This is a genomic window from Ignavibacteriales bacterium (assembly GCA_026390575.1).
GTDB lineage: Bacteria > Bacteroidota > Ignavibacteria > UBA10030 > UBA10030 > Fen-1298.
The window spans coordinates 25,947-43,988 of record JAPLFR010000010.1 but is presented as its reverse complement, the minus strand read 5'-3'; the positions used below and the strand labels follow the sequence as shown (position 1 = coordinate 43,988).

The 18,042-nt window shown below is 42.4% G+C and carries 16 protein-coding genes, 2 tRNA genes and 2 pseudogenes; 2 read left to right on the top strand and 18 right to left on the bottom strand.

Translation table 11 applies throughout. From position 1 onward, the window contains the following. Positions 1 to 130: 130 nt before the first annotated feature. Positions 131 to 204: transfer RNA gene (locus NTX44_10355), tRNA-Ala, on the bottom strand. 107 nt (positions 205 to 311) lie between these two features. On the opposite strand from NTX44_10355, the gene NTX44_10350 reads away from it, so the two are divergent. Further along, positions 312 to 758 (top strand): hypothetical protein, encoded by a 447-nt coding sequence (locus tag NTX44_10350; protein ID MCX6122003.1) that lies wholly within the window; start codon positions 312 to 314, stop codon positions 756 to 758. An 11-nt stretch (positions 759 to 769) separates the two neighbouring features. On the opposite strand, the gene NTX44_10345 is transcribed toward NTX44_10350, so the two are convergent. The 5 genes and pseudogenes from NTX44_10345 to NTX44_10325 all read right to left on the bottom strand — a co-directional run bounded on the left by NTX44_10345 (position 770) and on the right by NTX44_10325 (position 5,311). Further along, positions 770 to 1,651 carry an NAD(+)/NADH kinase gene (locus NTX44_10345; GenBank protein ID MCX6122002.1) on the bottom strand — a complete coding sequence of 294 codons (882 nt, stop codon included), beginning with the start codon at positions 1,649 to 1,651 and terminating at the stop codon, positions 770 to 772. 8 nt (positions 1,652 to 1,659) lie between these two features. Next, complete coding sequence (locus NTX44_10340) at positions 1,660 to 1,947, bottom strand: DUF1844 domain-containing protein (protein MCX6122001.1); 288 nt, start codon at positions 1,945 to 1,947, stop codon at positions 1,660 to 1,662. A 14-nt stretch (positions 1,948 to 1,961) separates the two neighbouring features. Continuing rightward, positions 1,962 to 2,693 (bottom strand): annotated as a pseudogene (locus NTX44_10335) (glycosyltransferase family 2 protein). A gap of 35 nt (positions 2,694 to 2,728) precedes the next feature. Then, entirely contained in the window at positions 2,729 to 4,888 is a 2,160-nt protein-coding gene (gene leuS / locus NTX44_10330) for a leucine--tRNA ligase (protein MCX6122000.1), read from the bottom strand. Beyond that, positions 4,883 to 5,311: pseudogene (locus NTX44_10325) on the bottom strand (class I tRNA ligase family protein). Before NTX44_10325 ends, leuS begins: the two are co-directional and overlap by 6 nt. 271 nt (positions 5,312 to 5,582) lie before the next feature. Here NTX44_10325 and NTX44_10320 point away from each other — a divergent pair. Then, positions 5,583 to 5,960, top strand: a complete 378-nt coding sequence (locus NTX44_10320) for a hypothetical protein (protein ID MCX6121999.1) — start codon at positions 5,583 to 5,585, stop codon at positions 5,958 to 5,960. Between the two features lie 61 nt (positions 5,961 to 6,021). On the opposite strand, the gene NTX44_10315 is transcribed toward NTX44_10320, so the two are convergent. From NTX44_10315 to NTX44_10260, 12 genes are all read right to left on the bottom strand, one after another. Continuing rightward, positions 6,022 to 7,749, bottom strand: coding sequence for a SpoIIE family protein phosphatase (locus NTX44_10315; GenBank protein MCX6121998.1), 1,728 nt, complete (start codon positions 7,747 to 7,749; stop codon positions 6,022 to 6,024). A gap of 23 nt (positions 7,750 to 7,772) precedes the next feature. Beyond that, on the bottom strand, positions 7,773 to 8,225 hold the full coding sequence (locus tag NTX44_10310; protein MCX6121997.1) for an ATP-binding protein: 453 nt from the start codon (positions 8,223 to 8,225) through the stop codon (positions 7,773 to 7,775). Positions 8,226 to 8,265: 40 nt separating this feature from the next. Further along, a complete protein-coding gene (locus NTX44_10305; GenBank protein ID MCX6121996.1) occupies positions 8,266 to 8,622 on the bottom strand; it encodes an STAS domain-containing protein in 357 nt (118 codons plus the stop codon). Positions 8,623 to 8,682: 60 nt separating this feature from the next. Next, positions 8,683 to 10,779 (bottom strand): SpoIIE family protein phosphatase, encoded by a 2,097-nt coding sequence (locus NTX44_10300; protein MCX6121995.1) that lies wholly within the window; start codon positions 10,777 to 10,779, stop codon positions 8,683 to 8,685. 325 nt (positions 10,780 to 11,104) lie between these two features. Further along, the gene (locus NTX44_10295) at positions 11,105 to 11,794 is read right to left on the bottom strand and encodes a tetratricopeptide repeat protein (protein MCX6121994.1); all 690 of its coding nucleotides are present in this window, start codon (positions 11,792 to 11,794) and stop codon (positions 11,105 to 11,107) included. A 38-nt stretch (positions 11,795 to 11,832) separates the two neighbouring features. Further along, positions 11,833 to 11,906, bottom strand: a tRNA-Arg gene (locus NTX44_10290). Between the two features lie 198 nt (positions 11,907 to 12,104). Then, positions 12,105 to 13,049: a retron St85 family RNA-directed DNA polymerase gene (locus tag NTX44_10285; protein ID MCX6121993.1), complete on the bottom strand. Its 945-nt coding sequence runs from the start codon at positions 13,047 to 13,049 to the stop codon at positions 12,105 to 12,107. Between the two features lie 7 nt (positions 13,050 to 13,056). Continuing rightward, complete coding sequence (locus NTX44_10280; protein ID MCX6121992.1) at positions 13,057 to 13,908, bottom strand: retron St85 family effector protein; 852 nt, start codon at positions 13,906 to 13,908, stop codon at positions 13,057 to 13,059. A 374-nt stretch (positions 13,909 to 14,282) separates the two neighbouring features. Next, positions 14,283 to 15,323, bottom strand: a complete 1,041-nt coding sequence (gene waaF / locus NTX44_10275; GenBank protein MCX6121991.1) for a lipopolysaccharide heptosyltransferase II — start codon at positions 15,321 to 15,323, stop codon at positions 14,283 to 14,285. Further along, positions 15,323 to 16,336, bottom strand: coding sequence for a lysophospholipid acyltransferase family protein (locus tag NTX44_10270; GenBank protein ID MCX6121990.1), 1,014 nt, complete (start codon positions 16,334 to 16,336; stop codon positions 15,323 to 15,325). The genes waaF and NTX44_10270 overlap by 1 nt, the downstream gene beginning before the upstream one ends. Next, positions 16,278 to 16,691 carry a secondary thiamine-phosphate synthase enzyme YjbQ gene (locus NTX44_10265; GenBank protein ID MCX6121989.1) on the bottom strand — a complete coding sequence of 138 codons (414 nt, stop codon included), beginning with the start codon at positions 16,689 to 16,691 and terminating at the stop codon, positions 16,278 to 16,280. Before NTX44_10265 ends, NTX44_10270 begins: the two co-directional genes overlap by 59 nt. 8 nt (positions 16,692 to 16,699) lie before the next feature. Beyond that, positions 16,700 to 18,037, bottom strand: a complete 1,338-nt coding sequence (locus NTX44_10260) for an alpha-amylase family glycosyl hydrolase (protein MCX6121988.1) — start codon at positions 18,035 to 18,037, stop codon at positions 16,700 to 16,702. Positions 18,038 to 18,042 lie beyond the last annotated feature (5 nt).

Genomic DNA, 18,042 nt, shown 5'->3' with positions numbered 1-18,042 from the left:
GTAAGTTCATCGTTTCATCTCATAGTACGCTGATCTATTGATGATATTATTATTTGCGAGCCAATCAATAAAGTTTTGTTATTTCCTTTTTAAAACAAAAAAAGGACAATCGATTGGATTGTCCTTTTCGTGGACCGTACCGGGCTCGAACCGGTGACCTCCACAATGCCATTGTGGCGCTCTCCCATGCTGAGCTAACGGCCCATTCATTGTATAAAATATACCCAAGGATCGATGCAAAGTCAATTAGAAAGTCATTGCAGTATGAGTGAGTTTTTGATATTTTAATCTTGGAATATTAACAAATAAGATTGGATCTCTTTACGGAAACACCTAAAAAATATTCTTGCACATTACCGCTGCTTATCATCGGGTTTTTTATTGTATGCACTATTACAGTGCCTTCATGTAAAGATCAAACAAATCAAAGCAACACATCCAACATCATTTTTCCGGATAGTAATGTGAGTTTTAGTAAATATGTGGAACCACTTTTCCAACAAACATGCGCTGAAGCTGGATGCCATGGCGGCAGCCAACCGGCAGCGAATCTCAACCTTGAATATGATGTGTGCTGGCATTCTCTCATTGATTATTTGCCGCCAATCGTTATTCCAAAAAACGGTAACACGAGTCCTCTCGCCAAGTACCTTGATGGCAGTCTTGCTCCGCAAATGCCGCTTCGAAGCCAGCCATTAACAAAGAATCAAATCAATGGTGTGAAAAAATGGATTGATGAAGGTGCGAGGAACAATTAAGGTTCGAGGCCTTACAAATTTCGAGCATCCTTTCCCCAGTTAAGTTTTCTTCGCAGCACATCGTAATAGCTTCTGTTCTTTCGCTTCACAAGTTTTGTCGCGAGCGGTGAACGTTCGATGCTGATTTCCACAGGAGGCAGCAATAATGCCTGCTGTTGACCGTCAGCGGCAAGATGAATCTTTCCGGTTGCTGTTTCAACTTTAAGAGTGATGATTGATTCTTCCGGCACCACCACGGTTCTTGCTGTTAATGTATGCGGACAAATAGGGCTGATAAGAATCAAATGATTCGTAGGCGTCACTATTGGGCCGCCATTCGAAAGAGCATACGCCGTCGATCCTGTGGGGGTCGCAATAATAATACCATCGCCAATAAATTTAGAAAGAAATTCACCGTTCACAAATGTCTTCACACTGAACATCCGCGAAGAACCGGTCTGATGAAGAACAACATCATTTAATGCATGCACATTTATTTTTGATTTTCCGATCCGTGCCTGCAGCATCATGCGATCTTCAACTATATAATCGCCGCTAATGATTTCAGTCAGGCATTCATCAAGTTCTTCCAGCGAGACTTCTGCAAGAAACCCTAACTTACCAAGATTAATACCTAAGATTGGAGTCGCCCTACTGCTGACGAGCCGCGCCATTCGGAGGATCGTTCCATCACCGCCGAGCGAAATGAGAATGTCGCACGCTGACGGCAGCTTCTGTTCAGATACGACAGGCGACTGACTTAGGAGGCGTTTGTCTATCTTTCCGCGCAATCCCTTTGCCATCGCTGTATGAAGAACGTACGGTACTTCTTCTTTTTTGAACCGTGTGATCAGTCGTTCAACGACTTTCGGCAATTCTGTTTTATCTAAATTTCCAGCAATTCCAAATCTCATAGTACACACTATTTCTTTTTCGCTGACGGCTGTTCTTTTGACATCTCGTCAACATAATTCAACTTCAATTCCTGCAGGATGCCTTTCAATAATTTAGTTTCATTTTCTGACAAATTTCCGCGTGTTTTTTCTTCAAGCATATCGAGAATATCGATAGATAATTGCGCTTGCTGAAGATCTCGTTCAATTTTATCTGAAATGGGATTTTTGAGTTTTCCCATCTGCTGCATTGCCGCCGCTTGAAAAGTCATGACCAAACTAAAAAAAAGCGAAACATTCTTTTCTGCTGAAGTCATAACAATCTCCTTTCTTATTTCCAACATTCACGTAATTTTGCATACTTCAAAAATACTGCATAGGAAGAAATTGTACAGACAACAAATCCATAATAGCCATCTAAAAATCCGCGTTTCAAAACATAATCACGAATGAACCGAATTCCGGGAGAAACGATCAGTCGCGCCCATGACGCCCTCCTTCTTTGTTCAAACAGAACACGCGCGGATATTTCTGTGAAATAATCAACCTGCTTGATATGATCGGAAATTGAATAATAGCTGTAATGCAGAATATCTCCGTGCAAATAACCGACAGATGCATGCGCTTCATTCAATGCATAACAGTCATGCGGATTGACTCCCGTCCATTTCCCTTTTCGTTTATCGAAGAGACGGATCTTCCGATCGGGATACCAACCGCAGTGTTTGATCCATGCACCGCAGTAATTCGTCAACCGATTCATTTCGTATCCATCATATTTCCAGTCAGATTTTGCAGAAGCGATGGATTCGCGCAATTCATCTGAGAGAACCTCATCCGCATCAAGAGACAGCGCAAAAAAGAATGATGTCTTCTCTAAAGCATAATTTTTCTGCTGGATATGTCCTTCAAATTTGTGCTGGAATACTTTCGCGCCATAGGAGTTGCAGATTTCTACAGTCTTATCGGTAGAATAAGAATCCACAACGATAATCTCATCCGCAATTTCTTTGAGAGAATCGAGACAGCGAGCGATGTTATGCTCTTCATTATAGGTAATGATGACAACTGAAAGCTGAATCACGAATGTATCCTTGCTTAGGTTCCAATGACGATATTAACAAGTTTGTTCGGAATAACAATTTTCTTCATAATGCGCTTGCCGTCAGTATAACGTTTGATGTTGGAATCTTCAAAAGCCAACCGTTCTAGTTCCGTCGTAGGAGTATCCTTCGCCACCGAAATTTTCGAGCGAACCTTTCCATTAATCTGCAACACCACCTCTACTGTCGACTCCGCACATTTGGCTTCGTCATACATTGGCCATGGTTCATATGCTGTTGATTTCATGTGGCCGAGTTTCTCCCATATTTCTTCAGCAATGTGCGGAGCAAACGGCGCAAGAAGCAGAACGAAATTTTCCATCAGGTTGCGCGGCCGGATTTCTAACTTCATTGCTTCGTTCAGGAAAATCATCATCTGCGAAATGGCGGTGTTGAAACGTAAATGATCAATGTCATCGCCGACTTTTTTTACAGTTTGATGGTACAGCCGTTCGAAGTTTGCGGTCGGCTCAACATCTTTGATTGCTAAATCCAACGCACCGTCTTCGTTCAAAAACAAACGCCAGAACCGATTGAGGAATCGGAACACACCTTCCACACCGCGTGTGCTCCAGGGTTTCATCTCCTCCAATGGTCCCATAAACATTTCAAATAGCCGCATTGAATCGGCGCCGTATTCTTTCACCACATCATCCGGATTGACAACATTGCCTCGCGATTTAGACATTTTGCGTGAATCTTCACCAAGAATAATTCCCTGATGCCGCAGTTTGAGAAACGGTTCTTTTGTACTGACATACCCAAGATCGTTAAGCACTTTGTGCCAGAAGCGCGAATACATCAGATGTAAAACTGCATGTTCCGAACCGCCGACGTATAAATCGATGGGCATCCAATATTTTTCTTTTTCCATGCTGCAAAAAACGCTGTCGTTCTTTGGATCGATGAAGCGGAGGTAATACCAGCACGACCCTGCCCATTGCGGCATGGTGTTCGTTTCGCGGCGCCCCTTCAGTCCTGTTTCCTTGTCGATAACATTCACCCAATCGATCGCAAGCGCGAGTGGAGATTCTGTTGTACCGCTTGGTTGGAATTTTTCCAAACTTGGCAATTCCAAGGGCAATTCCTTTTCATCAATTGCCTTCAACGTTCCATCTTCAAGATAGATAATGGGAATCGGTTCGCCCCAATACCGCTGGCGCGAGAAGAGCCAATCGCGTAATTTATATGTGGTCGAAAGTTTACCAAGCTCTTTCTTCGCTAACCAAGCGATGATTGTTTTCTTTGCTTCGGGTGTCGGCAATCCATTCAGCGAGACTTCTTTATTTGCCGAGTTGATTGCAATGCCGTCATCTACGAAACACTCAGCAGCATCCGGCCCGCCATCGACAACCCTTATGATCTCCAAATCGAATTTCTTCGCAAACTCCATATCACGATCATCATGACCCGGCACTGCCATGATGGCTCCTGTGCCATATCCCATCAGTACATAATCTGCAATCCAGATTGGAATTTCTTTCCCAGTAGTCGGGTTGACGGCATAACCGCCGGTGAAGACACCGGTTTTTTCTTTTTCCGTTCCACGTTCCAGTTCGCTTTTGAATGCTGTTTCTTTTCTGTATTGCTGAATCTGCTCTCGTTGTTCTGATGATGCGACAACATCTACCAAGGGATGTTCAGGTGCAAGAACCATATACGTTGCACCGAACAGTGTGTCTGGGCGAGTTGTGAAAACGCGAATTTTTTCGGTTTTCCCTTTCACTGCAAAAATGACATCTGCACCCTCAGAACGGCCGATCCAATTTCGCTGCTGTTCCAGTGTCGAAATAGGCCAATCTAACTCTTTTGCATCTTCCAACAACCGCTCTGAGTATGCCGTAATACGCATCATCCATTGACGCATCGGGCGGCGTTCGACAGAATAACCTTTCTCTGTCCATTCAGCGATTTCTTCATTCGCTAACACTGTTCCGAGTGCTTCGCACCAGTTGACGGGAATTTCAGCAACATAGGCAAGACGGAATTGTGCAATGAAATCGTGCTTCTCCTTTTTTGTCTTCCGCTTCCATTCATCGGCAGTGAATGAATGTTCGACATCCAGATTCTTCGTTCCGTACGCGACAAGTTCCTGCTCCAGTGTTTCAATCGGGCGTGCTTTGCGTTCACGAGGGTCGAACCATGAATTATAGATCTTTAAAAATATCCATTGAGTCCATTTATAATATTTCGGATCAGTTGTATTGACTTCCCGTTCCCAGTCGTAACTCAATCCAAGCATCTTGATTTGGCGCCTGAAGGTATCGATGTTGCGTTCTGTTGTCACTTTCGGATGGATGTTCGTCTGCATTGCATAACGCTCGGCTGGCAGCCCGAATGCATCCCATCCCATCGGATGTAAAACAGCAAAACCTTTCATCCGCCGGTAGCGGCAAAGAATATCGGTAGCTGTGTATCCTTCCGGATGACCGACATGCAGCCCAGCTCCGGATGGATATGGAAACATATCCAGCACATACGATTTTTGTTTCTGTTCATTATCCAAGACACGAAATGTATTCTCGCGCTCCCAATGTTCCTGCCACTTATTTTCAATATTTAAGAAGTCATATTTCATTCCGGAAAAATCCTTTTATCGATAGAGAAAACACCATACGCTGCCTTAACGCATTCGGATAGAATTTACGTAAAGTGCGCCCTATTATCAACGTGCTGAGAAAAGATTAAATGGATTCTCGAGATGGTTCATTCTGGCGGAATCGTCTACTTTATTATCCATACTGATGACTTTTTTGTACACTTCAACGAAGATTTTCTGGATATTTGACCTCAATATCGCGGCACAACTCTTGCTCTATTTGATGTTGTCATCAGAAAGGAATACTAAAATGAAAACGATCAAGGCTTCTCTCCTCTTGCCACTGTTGACCATGTTATTCTCCATTGCTTTAAGCGGATGTTACACTCAGCTTGCATTCGTGGAGGACGAAAATTATTCGGCAGTCGAGCCATCACAAACCATTATTTATCAACCTGAAATAGTGACAGTATATGTGCCAACACCTGTACCCACTTACGATCCACCACCTCCTACTGTTTATTATCCAATGCCCACTGCTGGATCTACTTCAACTATGACTGCACCGCAATCTCAGTCTCAAACTCGAGACTCCGGGTATCAACGATCGGGCCAATCAGAAAACACACAAACGACGAGCACAGTTTCTGACAGACGCACAAGCGGTACAACGCGCAGCGGGCGGTAAGTAAACGATAATAATTGTTAAAGCTCTTGTAAAAGAAAATTCAGACGGGATATGAAAACTGTTATGACAACGCTTTGAGTACCAGTAAGGTAATATCGTCGGATTGCGGTGTGGATTGTGTATGAATTTCTAATTCTTTTTGAACTTGTCGAATGATTTCTTTAGCAGAGAGATTTGTCGATTTTTTGAGAATATCCTCTAGACGCTCTTCAGTAAATTGTTCATTGTCTTGATTCATTGCCTCACTGACACCATCTGTGTACATTACTAATACGTCTCCTGGCAAGAGTGTCATAGAGGCTTCCGCATACGGTGTTGTCGTTTTAAAAATGCCAAGAATCAAGCCGCCTTCTTCCAACTTCTCAATCGTTCCGCTTTTTCTCATCACGTACGGCGGGTTATGTCCGGCGTTCGTGTAACGGAATTGACGTGTCTGAGCATCGAGTATGCCCCAAAAGAAGGTGATAAACCTGCTTCCCCCGCGAGTGTTTGCACAGGTGAGATCATTAATCTGCCCGGTCGTTTCTGCGACGGACGAACACAACGGTGCAAGAGCGCGTAACGCCGCTTGTACATTCGCCATCAATAATGCCGCCGGTGTCCCTTTGCCTGAGACATCGCCAATTGCCAGCACATATTCATCCTGCTTGCGATTGATGACATCGTAATAATCACCGCCGACTTCCTTTGATGAAATCGTGAGAGCAGCAATATCGAACTGCGGAATGGACGGAAGTTTTTCCGGCAGAAGTCCTTGCTGAATTTCCCGTGCAATATTTAATTCATCTTCCATCCGCTGTTTTTCTATGGCGGTTTTGAAAAGCCTTGCGTTTTCGATGGAGATGATAGCAAGATTACCGAGCGAGTACAGAAATTCCAGGTCGGCTTGCGAATAGACACCGCCGCGTAATCGTTCGCCGAGCAAAATCATCCCATTCGTTTTCTGCTGAATGTGCATCGGCACCACCGCGGTAATTCCCATTTTAATGAGTCTTGCCGCTGCGATACGATATGCTTTCAACTTTAACAAATCCTGTGTCGTAGCAGACTTTGTGAGATCGCATAGACTGGGAAGGATTTCTTGCAGAATGGCGCTTCCTTCCATCCGCGAAGCGATAATATTGAGTTCGTCTTCATTCCGAATACAGATTGCGTAACTCTTCACTCCGATTTGTCCAAGAAGCGCAAATGTAACGAGTCGAACGACTTTTTTTTCATCCAGCCCGATGTTGAATTCTTTGCTGAGATCAAAGAGTGTATTGAGCTCCTGAATCTTTCTGTCGAGACTTCGATTTGCTTCCTTCACTTGACCTATGATGAGCGCCTTCTCAATCGCTGCACCGGATAGATTAACTAATGATTGTATGATTTTTTTATCTAATGCTGAGAATGGCGATTTCGTTAACCTCTCGCCAAGAGTGATATAACCGACGATGCGGCTTTGCGAAAGAATCGGAATAACCAGCGATTGCTGATTATGATTGAGAAATTCCAACCACTGCGGACTTCCGTGCATCAGTTTTTTTGCCGATTGAATAGAACGCAATTTTTGTTCTACTTCGATGTTCTGTCCGACGATGGAATTATCCAGACCTTTTGCGGCTATCACTTGAAATAATTTTCCAGAGCGTTTAAGAAGGATGATGCCGCGCGTCACGAGCATCTTGCCCATGAGCGTACGCAGAACTGTACTGAGAATGAAATCGAGCTCAAGTGAGGAATTGATGATATTGCTGAACTCAAACAACGGAAGGAGGTCGGATGTTTGTTTCCGATCTCCTGATGTCAATTGTACGCTAGAGCGTTTCGTTGCTACCTCTCTGCAACAGTGGATGCATTCGATAGGTATTTGATAAGTCGCACTTCGTTTCGTTTTCCCCGATGGAAATTATATTCCACCTTATCCATAAGTTTTTTCATCAGATAGACACCAAGTCCGCCCCGCTTGCGATGGCCAATATGCTCTTTTAAATCCGGTTGACGAATAGTGGAAGGATCAAACGATCTGCCGTTGTCAAATATTCGAATCTCAAAAGAACGATTTTTAGGAAGAATGGAGACTTCAATTTCTTTATCTGTTGCATACTGATATGCATGCTTGATGATATTCGTGCACGCTTCATCGACTGCTAACACAATATTAGCAGCATCTTCGTCAGAAAAACCGAACGCACGCGCTTCTTCACCGACAAATTCCCTTACTTCTAAGAGATTATCTGTCCGGCTGAGAATCCTTTTCGATCTATGTGCTGCCTGCGTTTCCATGGATGAATAATTTTTACTGAATCCGTTTCATTCCTAGTTCTTATTTCTTTGCTTCATGAAACCGTACGACTGCTTCTTGTTCATCCTTATATATTTCGTATAAGATTGGAAAACCCAGCAAGTCAAATACGTTGTACACCTTTGGCGTCATATTCGTCAACTTGATGTCTCCTTTATTCTTACGCACATCCTCGACATACGCCATAAACACTCCCAAACCGGCGCTGCTGATGTACGAAAGATCGCGGCAATTCACCACGATATTAAACTTATTTTCCGTCATCAGCTTTTGAAAAGCAGTTTCGAGATCAGGCGCAGTGTGAGCATCAAGGTAGCCCTTGAGTTCAATCACGCTGACGTCCGCGTTGTCCCGTTGGTGGATTTTAAAATCAATCATGGTGGTCTCCTTCTTTTCCTTCTCTCCTTGCAATCGATTGCATCTCCATCATCTCTATCCTTACGAATTTCCTAACCACTTCAGCACAATGAGTGTTACGTCATCATTATACGTTCCTTGCCCTATAAAAGTTCGGACACTCTGTAAAATCATTTCTTTCATTTCATTTGCTGAACAATCCGTGCACGTACTTGCTATTTGCATCAACCGCTCATAGCCGTATTCTTCCATCTCTGCATTACGCGATTCGGTAATGCCATCAGTGTAAAAAATGCAAATATCGCCGGGTTGAAGTTTCATGGTTCGTTCTTCTGTCGCGTGGTCAAACTGTTCGCGACCTGTCAATCCCAAACCGATACCGGTTGATCGTATTAATTCAACCGAATTATGCGAAATATAAATCACCGGACAGTGCCCGGCACGCGCAAGTGTGAGTGTTGCATTCCGAACATCGAGCACGCCGTATATTGCACTAATAAACATATTCTTTTCCAAAGTTTCCATAAGCGTGTCATTTGCACACGAAAGTAATTCCCGCGGTGTCGCGCAGATTTTGCTCAACGACATCACGATTCCCTTTACTTCTGCCATGTAAAACGCGGCAGAGACACCTTTCCCTGACACATCGCCAACGACAATTCCTATTCGCTTATCGGGAAGAGTAATGATATCGTAATAATCTCCACCAACTTCCAACGAAGACTCCGACACTGCTGCAAATTCTGCCGATGACAAGTTTGGCAGTGATTGAGGAAGTAATCGCTTCTGCATCCGCTGTGCCACCATCATTTCTTGATGCAGGCGCTCTCGCTCGATAGATTTGGAGATCAAACGTGAATTTTCAATCGCAATGCTGACGTGATCGGCAAATGTTGTCATCACATCTATATCGTCTTGATCAAATGCGTTCTGAAAATCTTTCGTTGCATGCAAAACACCTATAAGTTTTCCATGGGAAAGAAGCGGAACAGTAAGCAAAGAACCGCGTGCAAAGCCCTTTGCTTTCAGATGTTTCGTCCGCCGATCCGCCCAGATATCTTCAATGAGCAGTGCTTTATGCGAATCCATAAGATATCGCTGTAATTGCGTTCCATCATCCGTTGCTATGAGATCGATTTCCTGCTGAGTAATGTTACGCTTCGCAACTACTTCCACAGACATCTCTCCTGTGTTATCGTTCAGAGAAAATAATTCCAACCAGACACTGCGGGCACCGCACACTTCCGATGTCATTTGCGTAACAGTGTTTAACAGGTCATTGAAATCAAACACCTGGGTCACTAAGCGACTCAAGTTATGCAGCGATATCAACTCCGACTGTTTCCGCTCGAAAACTTCCGCTGTCGGTAAATGGAAAAGCGTACTGATGAACGTTACACCGAAATAGACTGTTCCGAAGAAGGCATTTAATCGAATGAATGTATGTAAAGGCCGGCTGTAGGAAATAATTGCATTGTTGTTGTCTGAACCGCTCACGAGATAGATATCTAATAGGACAAGAGCGGTAAAAAGTAAAATTGAATAGACAATAGAATATTTTTTTTCGCGCCTCGAAAGATACATAATCCAATTTTGCTTGAACGAATTCACGACGATAAACATCATGGTCAGTGAAAAGAATATAGAAGCTACGATATTGCCTTCCGGCAGAAGAAAAGGGAAATCGGCAGCGCAAGCCGCAAAGAGAAGGAAGAGATAGATAAAATAATTTCGCCAGGTCGTTTTGCGGCGTTTGAAGAGTACGAGATCGTGGATGATGACGAGCAAATACAACGAGAGCACTCCAAGCACCAACGCAATAAGAGTTGAAGCAAGTAATACCAGCGCCGATTGGTGAATGCGGAATGATCCCCCTTCTGAGAGTTGATGAGGCTGAATGAATGAAACAATTGCTGATATTATCAATGAAATAACGACTGCAAAAAAAACACGTCCAATTTCTCTTGGAGCATTGCGCTGCGACATCGCTCGTCGTTTTTCGATAAACAGACCGATCAGTGTGAACGATCCAAGAACGAAGAACTCACGCAAGATGGTGATGCTGGCATTATCGAACTCAACTGTGGCGCGTATAACATCGAATGTAAATACGAGCGGTAAAAGAATTGCCGGGATAACCAGCATTGCTAATCTTTTTATCGAGGAGATATTAACCATGACTCGTTATCCATAACCCATGTAAATATATTGTAAAGCTGAACAATGCATATGTTCTCCTGTCCACTTTCAGAATGGAACGAGAGTTGCAGCACTACCTCTATTTCGTAATAATTCATGAAAAGTTACGGAACAATGAAAATATTCAGAGATGGGAAGAACAGAACCTTGACAGAGATTGCGTACGTCCAGTATCTTCGGTATGAGCGACATGGAGTCACTCGTAATCATACATCCGTGAGGATAATAGAGAAATCTCGCCAATGATTCCTCTTGTATATCTATGATAGAAACACATTGGCGATTTTCTTGTCTGAGAAACGATCTATACGCTGTATTCAGCTATGAGACGTTCAACATCGCGGGCATACGGCGAAGTAGGAAATTCTTTTTTTAGGGTCTGAAGAAGTTCGATGGCTTTTTCCTTCTTCCCAGCCGCTGCATAGTTTGTCGCAGATCTCTGCAAATTTTCCGGTCCCTGCATAACCGTCATATTTTTCGATGCCGCTTTTTCAAAATAAGAAGCTGCATGGCTGAAATCGCTTTTCGCTTCATAACAAGCCGCCATTCCTGCATACGCAGAGGCCGTGATCATCTTATCAGATACACTGATATCATCATACGTGTTCAGAGCTTTATCATAACTCTTCAGTGCGAAGTAGGAATTTGCTAAATAGAGCTTTGCAATTTCACCTGCCTGCGTACTGCCATGTTCATCTACCACAGCCTGCAATCCCTGAGTACCTTCCTGCGGAACACCGTTGATAGCAAGATCATATCTTCCTTCGTCATAGTACGGCGTTACCTTCGCGAGCATGGCTGTTGCCTTGAGATTTGAATCAGCCCGGCTTTTACTCCAGAGGAAACCGATGATCACCAGGCCTGCAATCCCGATTCCAACATAGGAAAGGATCTTGGTGTTTTCATCTATCCATTGGCGTGCTTCAAAATACTTGGTTACGAGTTTATCTTCTTTGATTTCTCTTCTGGAAATTTTTTTCTGCGGTTTAAGCATGTCGATTCCTAAATCAGTTCATAAATTCATTATTTCTGTGCGCCCGAGGCGATTCGAACGCCTGGCCTACAGCTCCGGAGGCTGTCGCTCTATCCAGCTGAGCTACGGGCGCATTTTTTTATTTCCGTCGAGTCCCGCTTCACTTCGTTTGCGGGATTCTGAAAATTGCCTCCACTCACTGCGTTCGCGGGCAATTTTCGAACTACGGGCGCAAGAATGCTGGTTCGTACTTTAATGTAGAGAAGTTTTCGAAGAGATTCAAATGATTCATAAATACGGTTTTATGCTTATTACCAAAGGCAAATGATTTTTATTTATGTTTCCGAATCCGATCTAGTGTTTCTCCACCATATTTAATCACAAGTTTATTGTAATAATCAGGTTCAACATCTAGTATGTGCGCAATGAATCCTTCAAGATAAGATTTAATTTTAGGTTCTATCTTATTATTCTTGTAATCGAATATAAGTTTTTTAATATAACGTTTTCTCCTGCGACCTAATGAAATATGTTGATCAGGCGTGATTGTAATTCCTGTAACCATTCTTCTTGTTCCCCTAGATAAATACACTGTCTTATCTTCTTTAATTATCAATCGTGGTGATTGCGTTTTCTTAATAAGAGATTTTACTTTATTGTAAAATTTTCGACAATCTCCTTTATTATTGGTCGAGAAAACCAAATCATCTGCATATCTCGTGTAAGCGTTATTTCTCGAAATTGATCCAGCAATTTTTTGGATTTCTTGATCGAGATCATACATTACAATATTGCTAATCAATGGCGATGATGGCGCACCAACCGCTAATCCTTGTTTTTTGTCTTTGCTCTTCACAAATAAAGCTTTTGTTAAACACTCCTTATTCGATGTATCTAATTCCATTGATGAATTTTTGTCGATTACAGAGAACAAATCATTAGGCTTAATTGAGGGAAAGAAGTCCTTGAAATCGATTCTGATAGAATAAGAAAATAAAGAATGCTTTTCTGCGTTTCTACGCAAAGGAGATCTAAATTCACGACGATATGCGTACGCACACTCATGTATTGGTAGTTTGCTTAATACTGTCTCCATCAATGCATGTTGAATAGCTTTAGTCTGCTTTGATGGATGATGGATGATTCGTGTACCTCCTCTCTTTTTGCGAATATTATATTTTTTGTATGAAGTCTGTGCCTTATTAACAATATCTAAAACTTCATTTCGATCGAATCCTAGAAATTCTGATATTATATCTAATAATTCCTTAGCCATAATTCTCTTAATGGATAGTACGTCCCTTTAATATTTCAAGACGTTCACGAGATTTACGGAGCTTGAAGTAGCAATTAATAATATCTGATCGGAATCGAATAATGTTCAAACCTTGGAAGAAGAAGAATAATTTACTATCACCTAATGTTCGGAAATAGTAATCATCTTGTTTGCTTACAAACCCAAATGCAGCTAAGAGTCCCATTTCAAGATTAATATCAATACTATGATCTCCATAAATAAAGTGTAATATTTCAATCAATTCTGAATAGCGTAACGGAGAGAATAATGCCAGTAGATCCAAAAGTAAAAATGTTCTTGCCTTCCGTGAACATGCTAAAAACTTCTCATATGTACTAATATCAAGCCGGATGTTATTTTTTCTTTCAATTTTTTCAAGTCTTTTTTGGACTTCATAAATTACAGTCAAGATGCTTTCCATGTTAGCTTGGATAACTGGTCGAAAGTTTGATATTTTATTTATTTTAGCTAATGGCCCAAGATTAATAAAAGAATCACTCTTATCATGCTTAATATCATTAATAACTAGAGCGATCTTAGCTAATTCATCACTATTAGTAAAAGCACCGAGTTCTGCAAAAGTGCTCTCACTCTCCAGAATAATTAGAATACAATCAGAAAATTCTGCTAACTTATTTTCTAACGATAACAAATCTATTCTATCATGATTCTGGAAAAATGAAAAAAAACGTTCCGCCATTAAAAATTGAAACTGTGTAAGATTTTTTTCAGCATATTCGATAACTCTATCTCGACCGCCCGGATTAGTAACGTTTGGTTTAGCTCCGCAGGCAAAAACTATTATTGAATCAGATTTCAAGAAAGTGTCTTTATTCAAGATCACCTTCTTTATTTTTTCTAGAAATTTATTTGGAAAAGGTATGGTAGACATAGGAATTCAAATAAGGAGAGCCACACCGCTTTCTACTTTCTGCGAGGCGAGAGAAAAGCTCAAGCCGAAGCAGCGCAAGGCGGGAGCTTTTCTCTCGCCTAGTATGTCATGAAACATTTTAGTGGATGGCTAAACACCGTCCATGCTCAATTCATAACTGAGCAATTAGAGCTAGAAAGCGATGCGGCTCATCAGAATTATAATAATTTCTTATTAATATTTCAACTGATCCAATTAATAAATCCGAATCAGTATCTGTGGGGATTAAGACCATTTCGTTCTCTGTCAATTCCTACCATAAAAAGTAATGTTCCAATACCTTACTTTTGAAGAAATTTCCTCACTTTACTCACAACAACTTCTGGAGTAATTGACAGCATGCATTCGAATGTTTTTATAGGGCACATATTTCCGCCATGGCTTGAACATGGACGGCACTGAAGTCCCTTTGTTTCTATCACAACATCCCTAGGTCCGCGCGGTGCAAAGCCAAATTCGGGAACTGTTGCTCCAAAGATGGCAACGACCGGGGTTCCCACAGCAACGGCAATGTGCATCGGTGCGCTGTCGTTCGAAATCAATACGTTGCAGCGACGAATCAACTCGGCAGACTGAAGGAGTGAAAGCTTGCCTGCAACGCTGAATACATGTGCTGCTTGTGCAATCTCTATGATTTCTTTGCTCAATACCTCATCTTCACTTCCTCCGACAAGAACAAGAGCAACGTTTTCTGAAGCGATTTGTTTACAGAGGGAAGCGAATCTTTCTGCCGGCCAGCGTTTCGTATTCCATATCGTGCCAGGGGCTATTGCTACAATATTTGTATACCGGTTCAAACCATTATCATTCATAAGAGAATCGATAATTTGCGCATCCTGATTTGAAGGATAGAGCCGCGGTAATTCGGCCTCATGTGGAGGAAGTTTCAACGGACTCAACAATGAAAGATTCCGTTCAATTTCATGATCTGAAGGATTATAGCGAACTCTTTTCTTAAATAACCATGGTCCCGCACTTCTATCAAATCCGACGCTGAGCGTTGGTTTCAAGAGCCAAGTAAGAAGCGCGCTTCGTAAAGATCGATGAGGAACAATAATCAGATCATAATGATGCGCACTGAGTTTGGTTCTGAGCCGCCACAAACCTTTTAATCCTTTATCACTTCCGCGTTTATCATACTGGATAATCTTGGAGATGGCGGGATGATGAGCAAATATTTCCGCTGCCCGTGGAACGACAATGACATCAATTGAAGATTGCGGATAATTGAGCTTAAGGGCTTGGAGAAGAGGCAGTGTGAGAATCGCGTCGCCAATGAATGCAGTCTGAATAACTAAGATTTTGTTAAATGACTTCGCCACTACACGCCCCCCACTCGATCTGGAACATGCTTCCACCGTTTATGCATCCACATCCATTGTTCCGGATAGTGCCGTATAATTTCCTCTGTCATGCGAACTTGCCGTTGAGTCAGTTCAAAAACATTTTCATCTGAAGAACCCATTAAGTCATCACTCGGCACATGTACCAAATGCATTTTGTAATTTCCATTTTCTTGCCGGACAGTACACCCTAAAACAATAGGAGCGCCTGTCTTCAGACAAAAAACAGCCGGACCTTGAAATGTCGGCACTTGTCGTCCAAAAAATTCTACCGAAACACTTTCCTTCGGAGCTGTTTGATCGGCGGCAAGCGCAACAATTCCTCCCTGCTGAAGCGTCCGTAGAATTTCACGAACGCTCACACCCATGGGAACGATTTTGAGTCCAAACAATTCCCGCCACCGATTGATAAGGCGGTCAACGAGTGCATTCGATTGGGATTTTGCAATGGTGCACACTGGCATATCCGTATAGACAGAGATTGCTTGGATCGCAAGTTCCCAGCTGCCGAAATGCGCTGTGAGAAAAACAATACCCTTTTTCTTCTCTCGAAGCCGTTCTAACAAATCGTAATTATCAATGCATACTCTCTGCTTGATAAGCTCTTTTGTTAAATTCTGAGACCAGAGTAATTCAATGAATGTTGCCCCAATATTTTGGAACGAGTGAAGCGCAATTTGTTCTCGCCTTTGTGCGTCCATTTCCGGAAAGGCATTGCGGAGATTTCGGAGCGCTACTTCTCTACGCGATTTCAACAATGGATATGCTAATCGAGCAAGGGCAAAGCCCGTTTTGTGAACAAGATGCAATGGCAGTAATCTGACAATGAAACCGAAACATCGAAAAATACCATATTCAATAACGTGTGTTTTTTTGATTGGCATAACATTTTGACTGATGTTGTTTGAACAATGGTTATTCGTTTTTATCGAATCACTCGCCCATCGCTTTAACAATGACGCGTTTCCGCCGCTGGCCGTCAAACTCGGCATAATAGATTTGCTGCCATGGTCCAAAATCTAATTTGCCGTCTGTTACAGGTACAATGACTTCATGATGAATAAGAAGACTTTTCAGATGCGCATCGCCGTTCGATTCCCCCGTATGATGGTGGCGGTATTCTTGATTAAACGGTGCAAGCTTTTCCAACCATGCATCGATATCTTGAATCAATCCTGATTCTGCATCATTGACATAGATACCAGCTGTAATATGCATCGCTGATACGAGAATCATTCCCTCTTTAATTCCACTCTTTGCCAGAATCTGCTCCACTTCAGAGGTTATGTTTATATACTCGCGGTGCTTTTTCGAGTTGAACCAGAGATATTCCGTGAAAGATTTCATAACAGTTCCTATTCAGAAGACGGTATGAGCGCCAGAAAGCCTAATGATGATACTGCTACTCTCAACTTCGAGTTTTTTACCTTAACGCTGACACCTGAGAATTGCTCTTTCCATAATAAGGATGCACCTGCAGGCATATGAATGTCCGCTTCTTTTTTCTCATTGGCAAAGTTGACAACGATAAGAATAGAATCTTTTTCGGAAATACGAATGAACGAGAACAGACGAGAATTCGCAGAATTCTGTACATTCCGATACGAGCCGTACCGCAGTGCCAGATGATTCCGGCGAAGTGTGCATACGTCATCATAATTTTTGTTGAACAAATCTCGTTTGCTTTTTTCCCCGGTTCCATCGCCAGAGTAGAAAAGCGGCACACCAGGAAGAGTGAATGTAAGAATCACAATTGTATTCTCAACCTGCGGATTGGATTTCTCGATGCTTGGAGCATCTTCTCTGTTTTCATCGAGTTTGATATTGGAACGCAGATGAAGCGATCCTGTTGGAAAACGTAGGGATTCCGCGTTCAAAGAGTCATCGATGATCGATGCAGGAACATTACCATCGACGATGTTCGCCAAGGCATTCCTCATTTCCCATGAACAGGTCAGATCAAATGCTTTTATGTGATGCTCTGGAAGCATGCCTTCTGAAATCATCATCACTGGTTTGATCTTGTCCAACTCATCTCGGGCAACATCCCAAAAGTCTGTCGGTATCAATTCTGACGATCTGCACTGGAAACCATCGAGACCGATTTCCTGGACCCAGAATTTCATCACCGCAATCATATACTTGCGCGGCTCGTGCTGGTGGTAGTCTATTTGCGCAGCATCGCTACTTTCGTAATTAGGAGAAACAATCGCTCCCTCTTCATTATGAACAAACCAATCCGGATGTTCCATGAGAAGTTGATTGTCCCAGGCAGCCTGACTGGCAACAAGGTTAATAATAATTTTCAAACCTTGTTGGTGAATCGTCTTGACGAGAGATTCAAAATCCTCAAGAGTACCGAATTCCGGATTGACCGTATAGAAATCTCTTACCGCATATGGACTTCCCAACGTCCCTCTCCTATTCAATTCACCAATAGGATGAATCGGCCTTAAGGAGATCACTGTCACGCCAAACTTCTTTAGTTCTGGAATTTGTGCTTCCAGCGCTTTAAATGGTCCATTCATTGAAAACGAGCGAAGATTGACCTCGTAGATGACTGCATTCTTTACCCATTCTGCGCTCGGACGTGCGTGCATGTCATGAATATTCTTTTTTGCACAACCAAAATAGGAAAATGAACTGCACACGAACATAATAACAGTCGCGGTAATTAGAAATCGTCTATTCAAAGAGA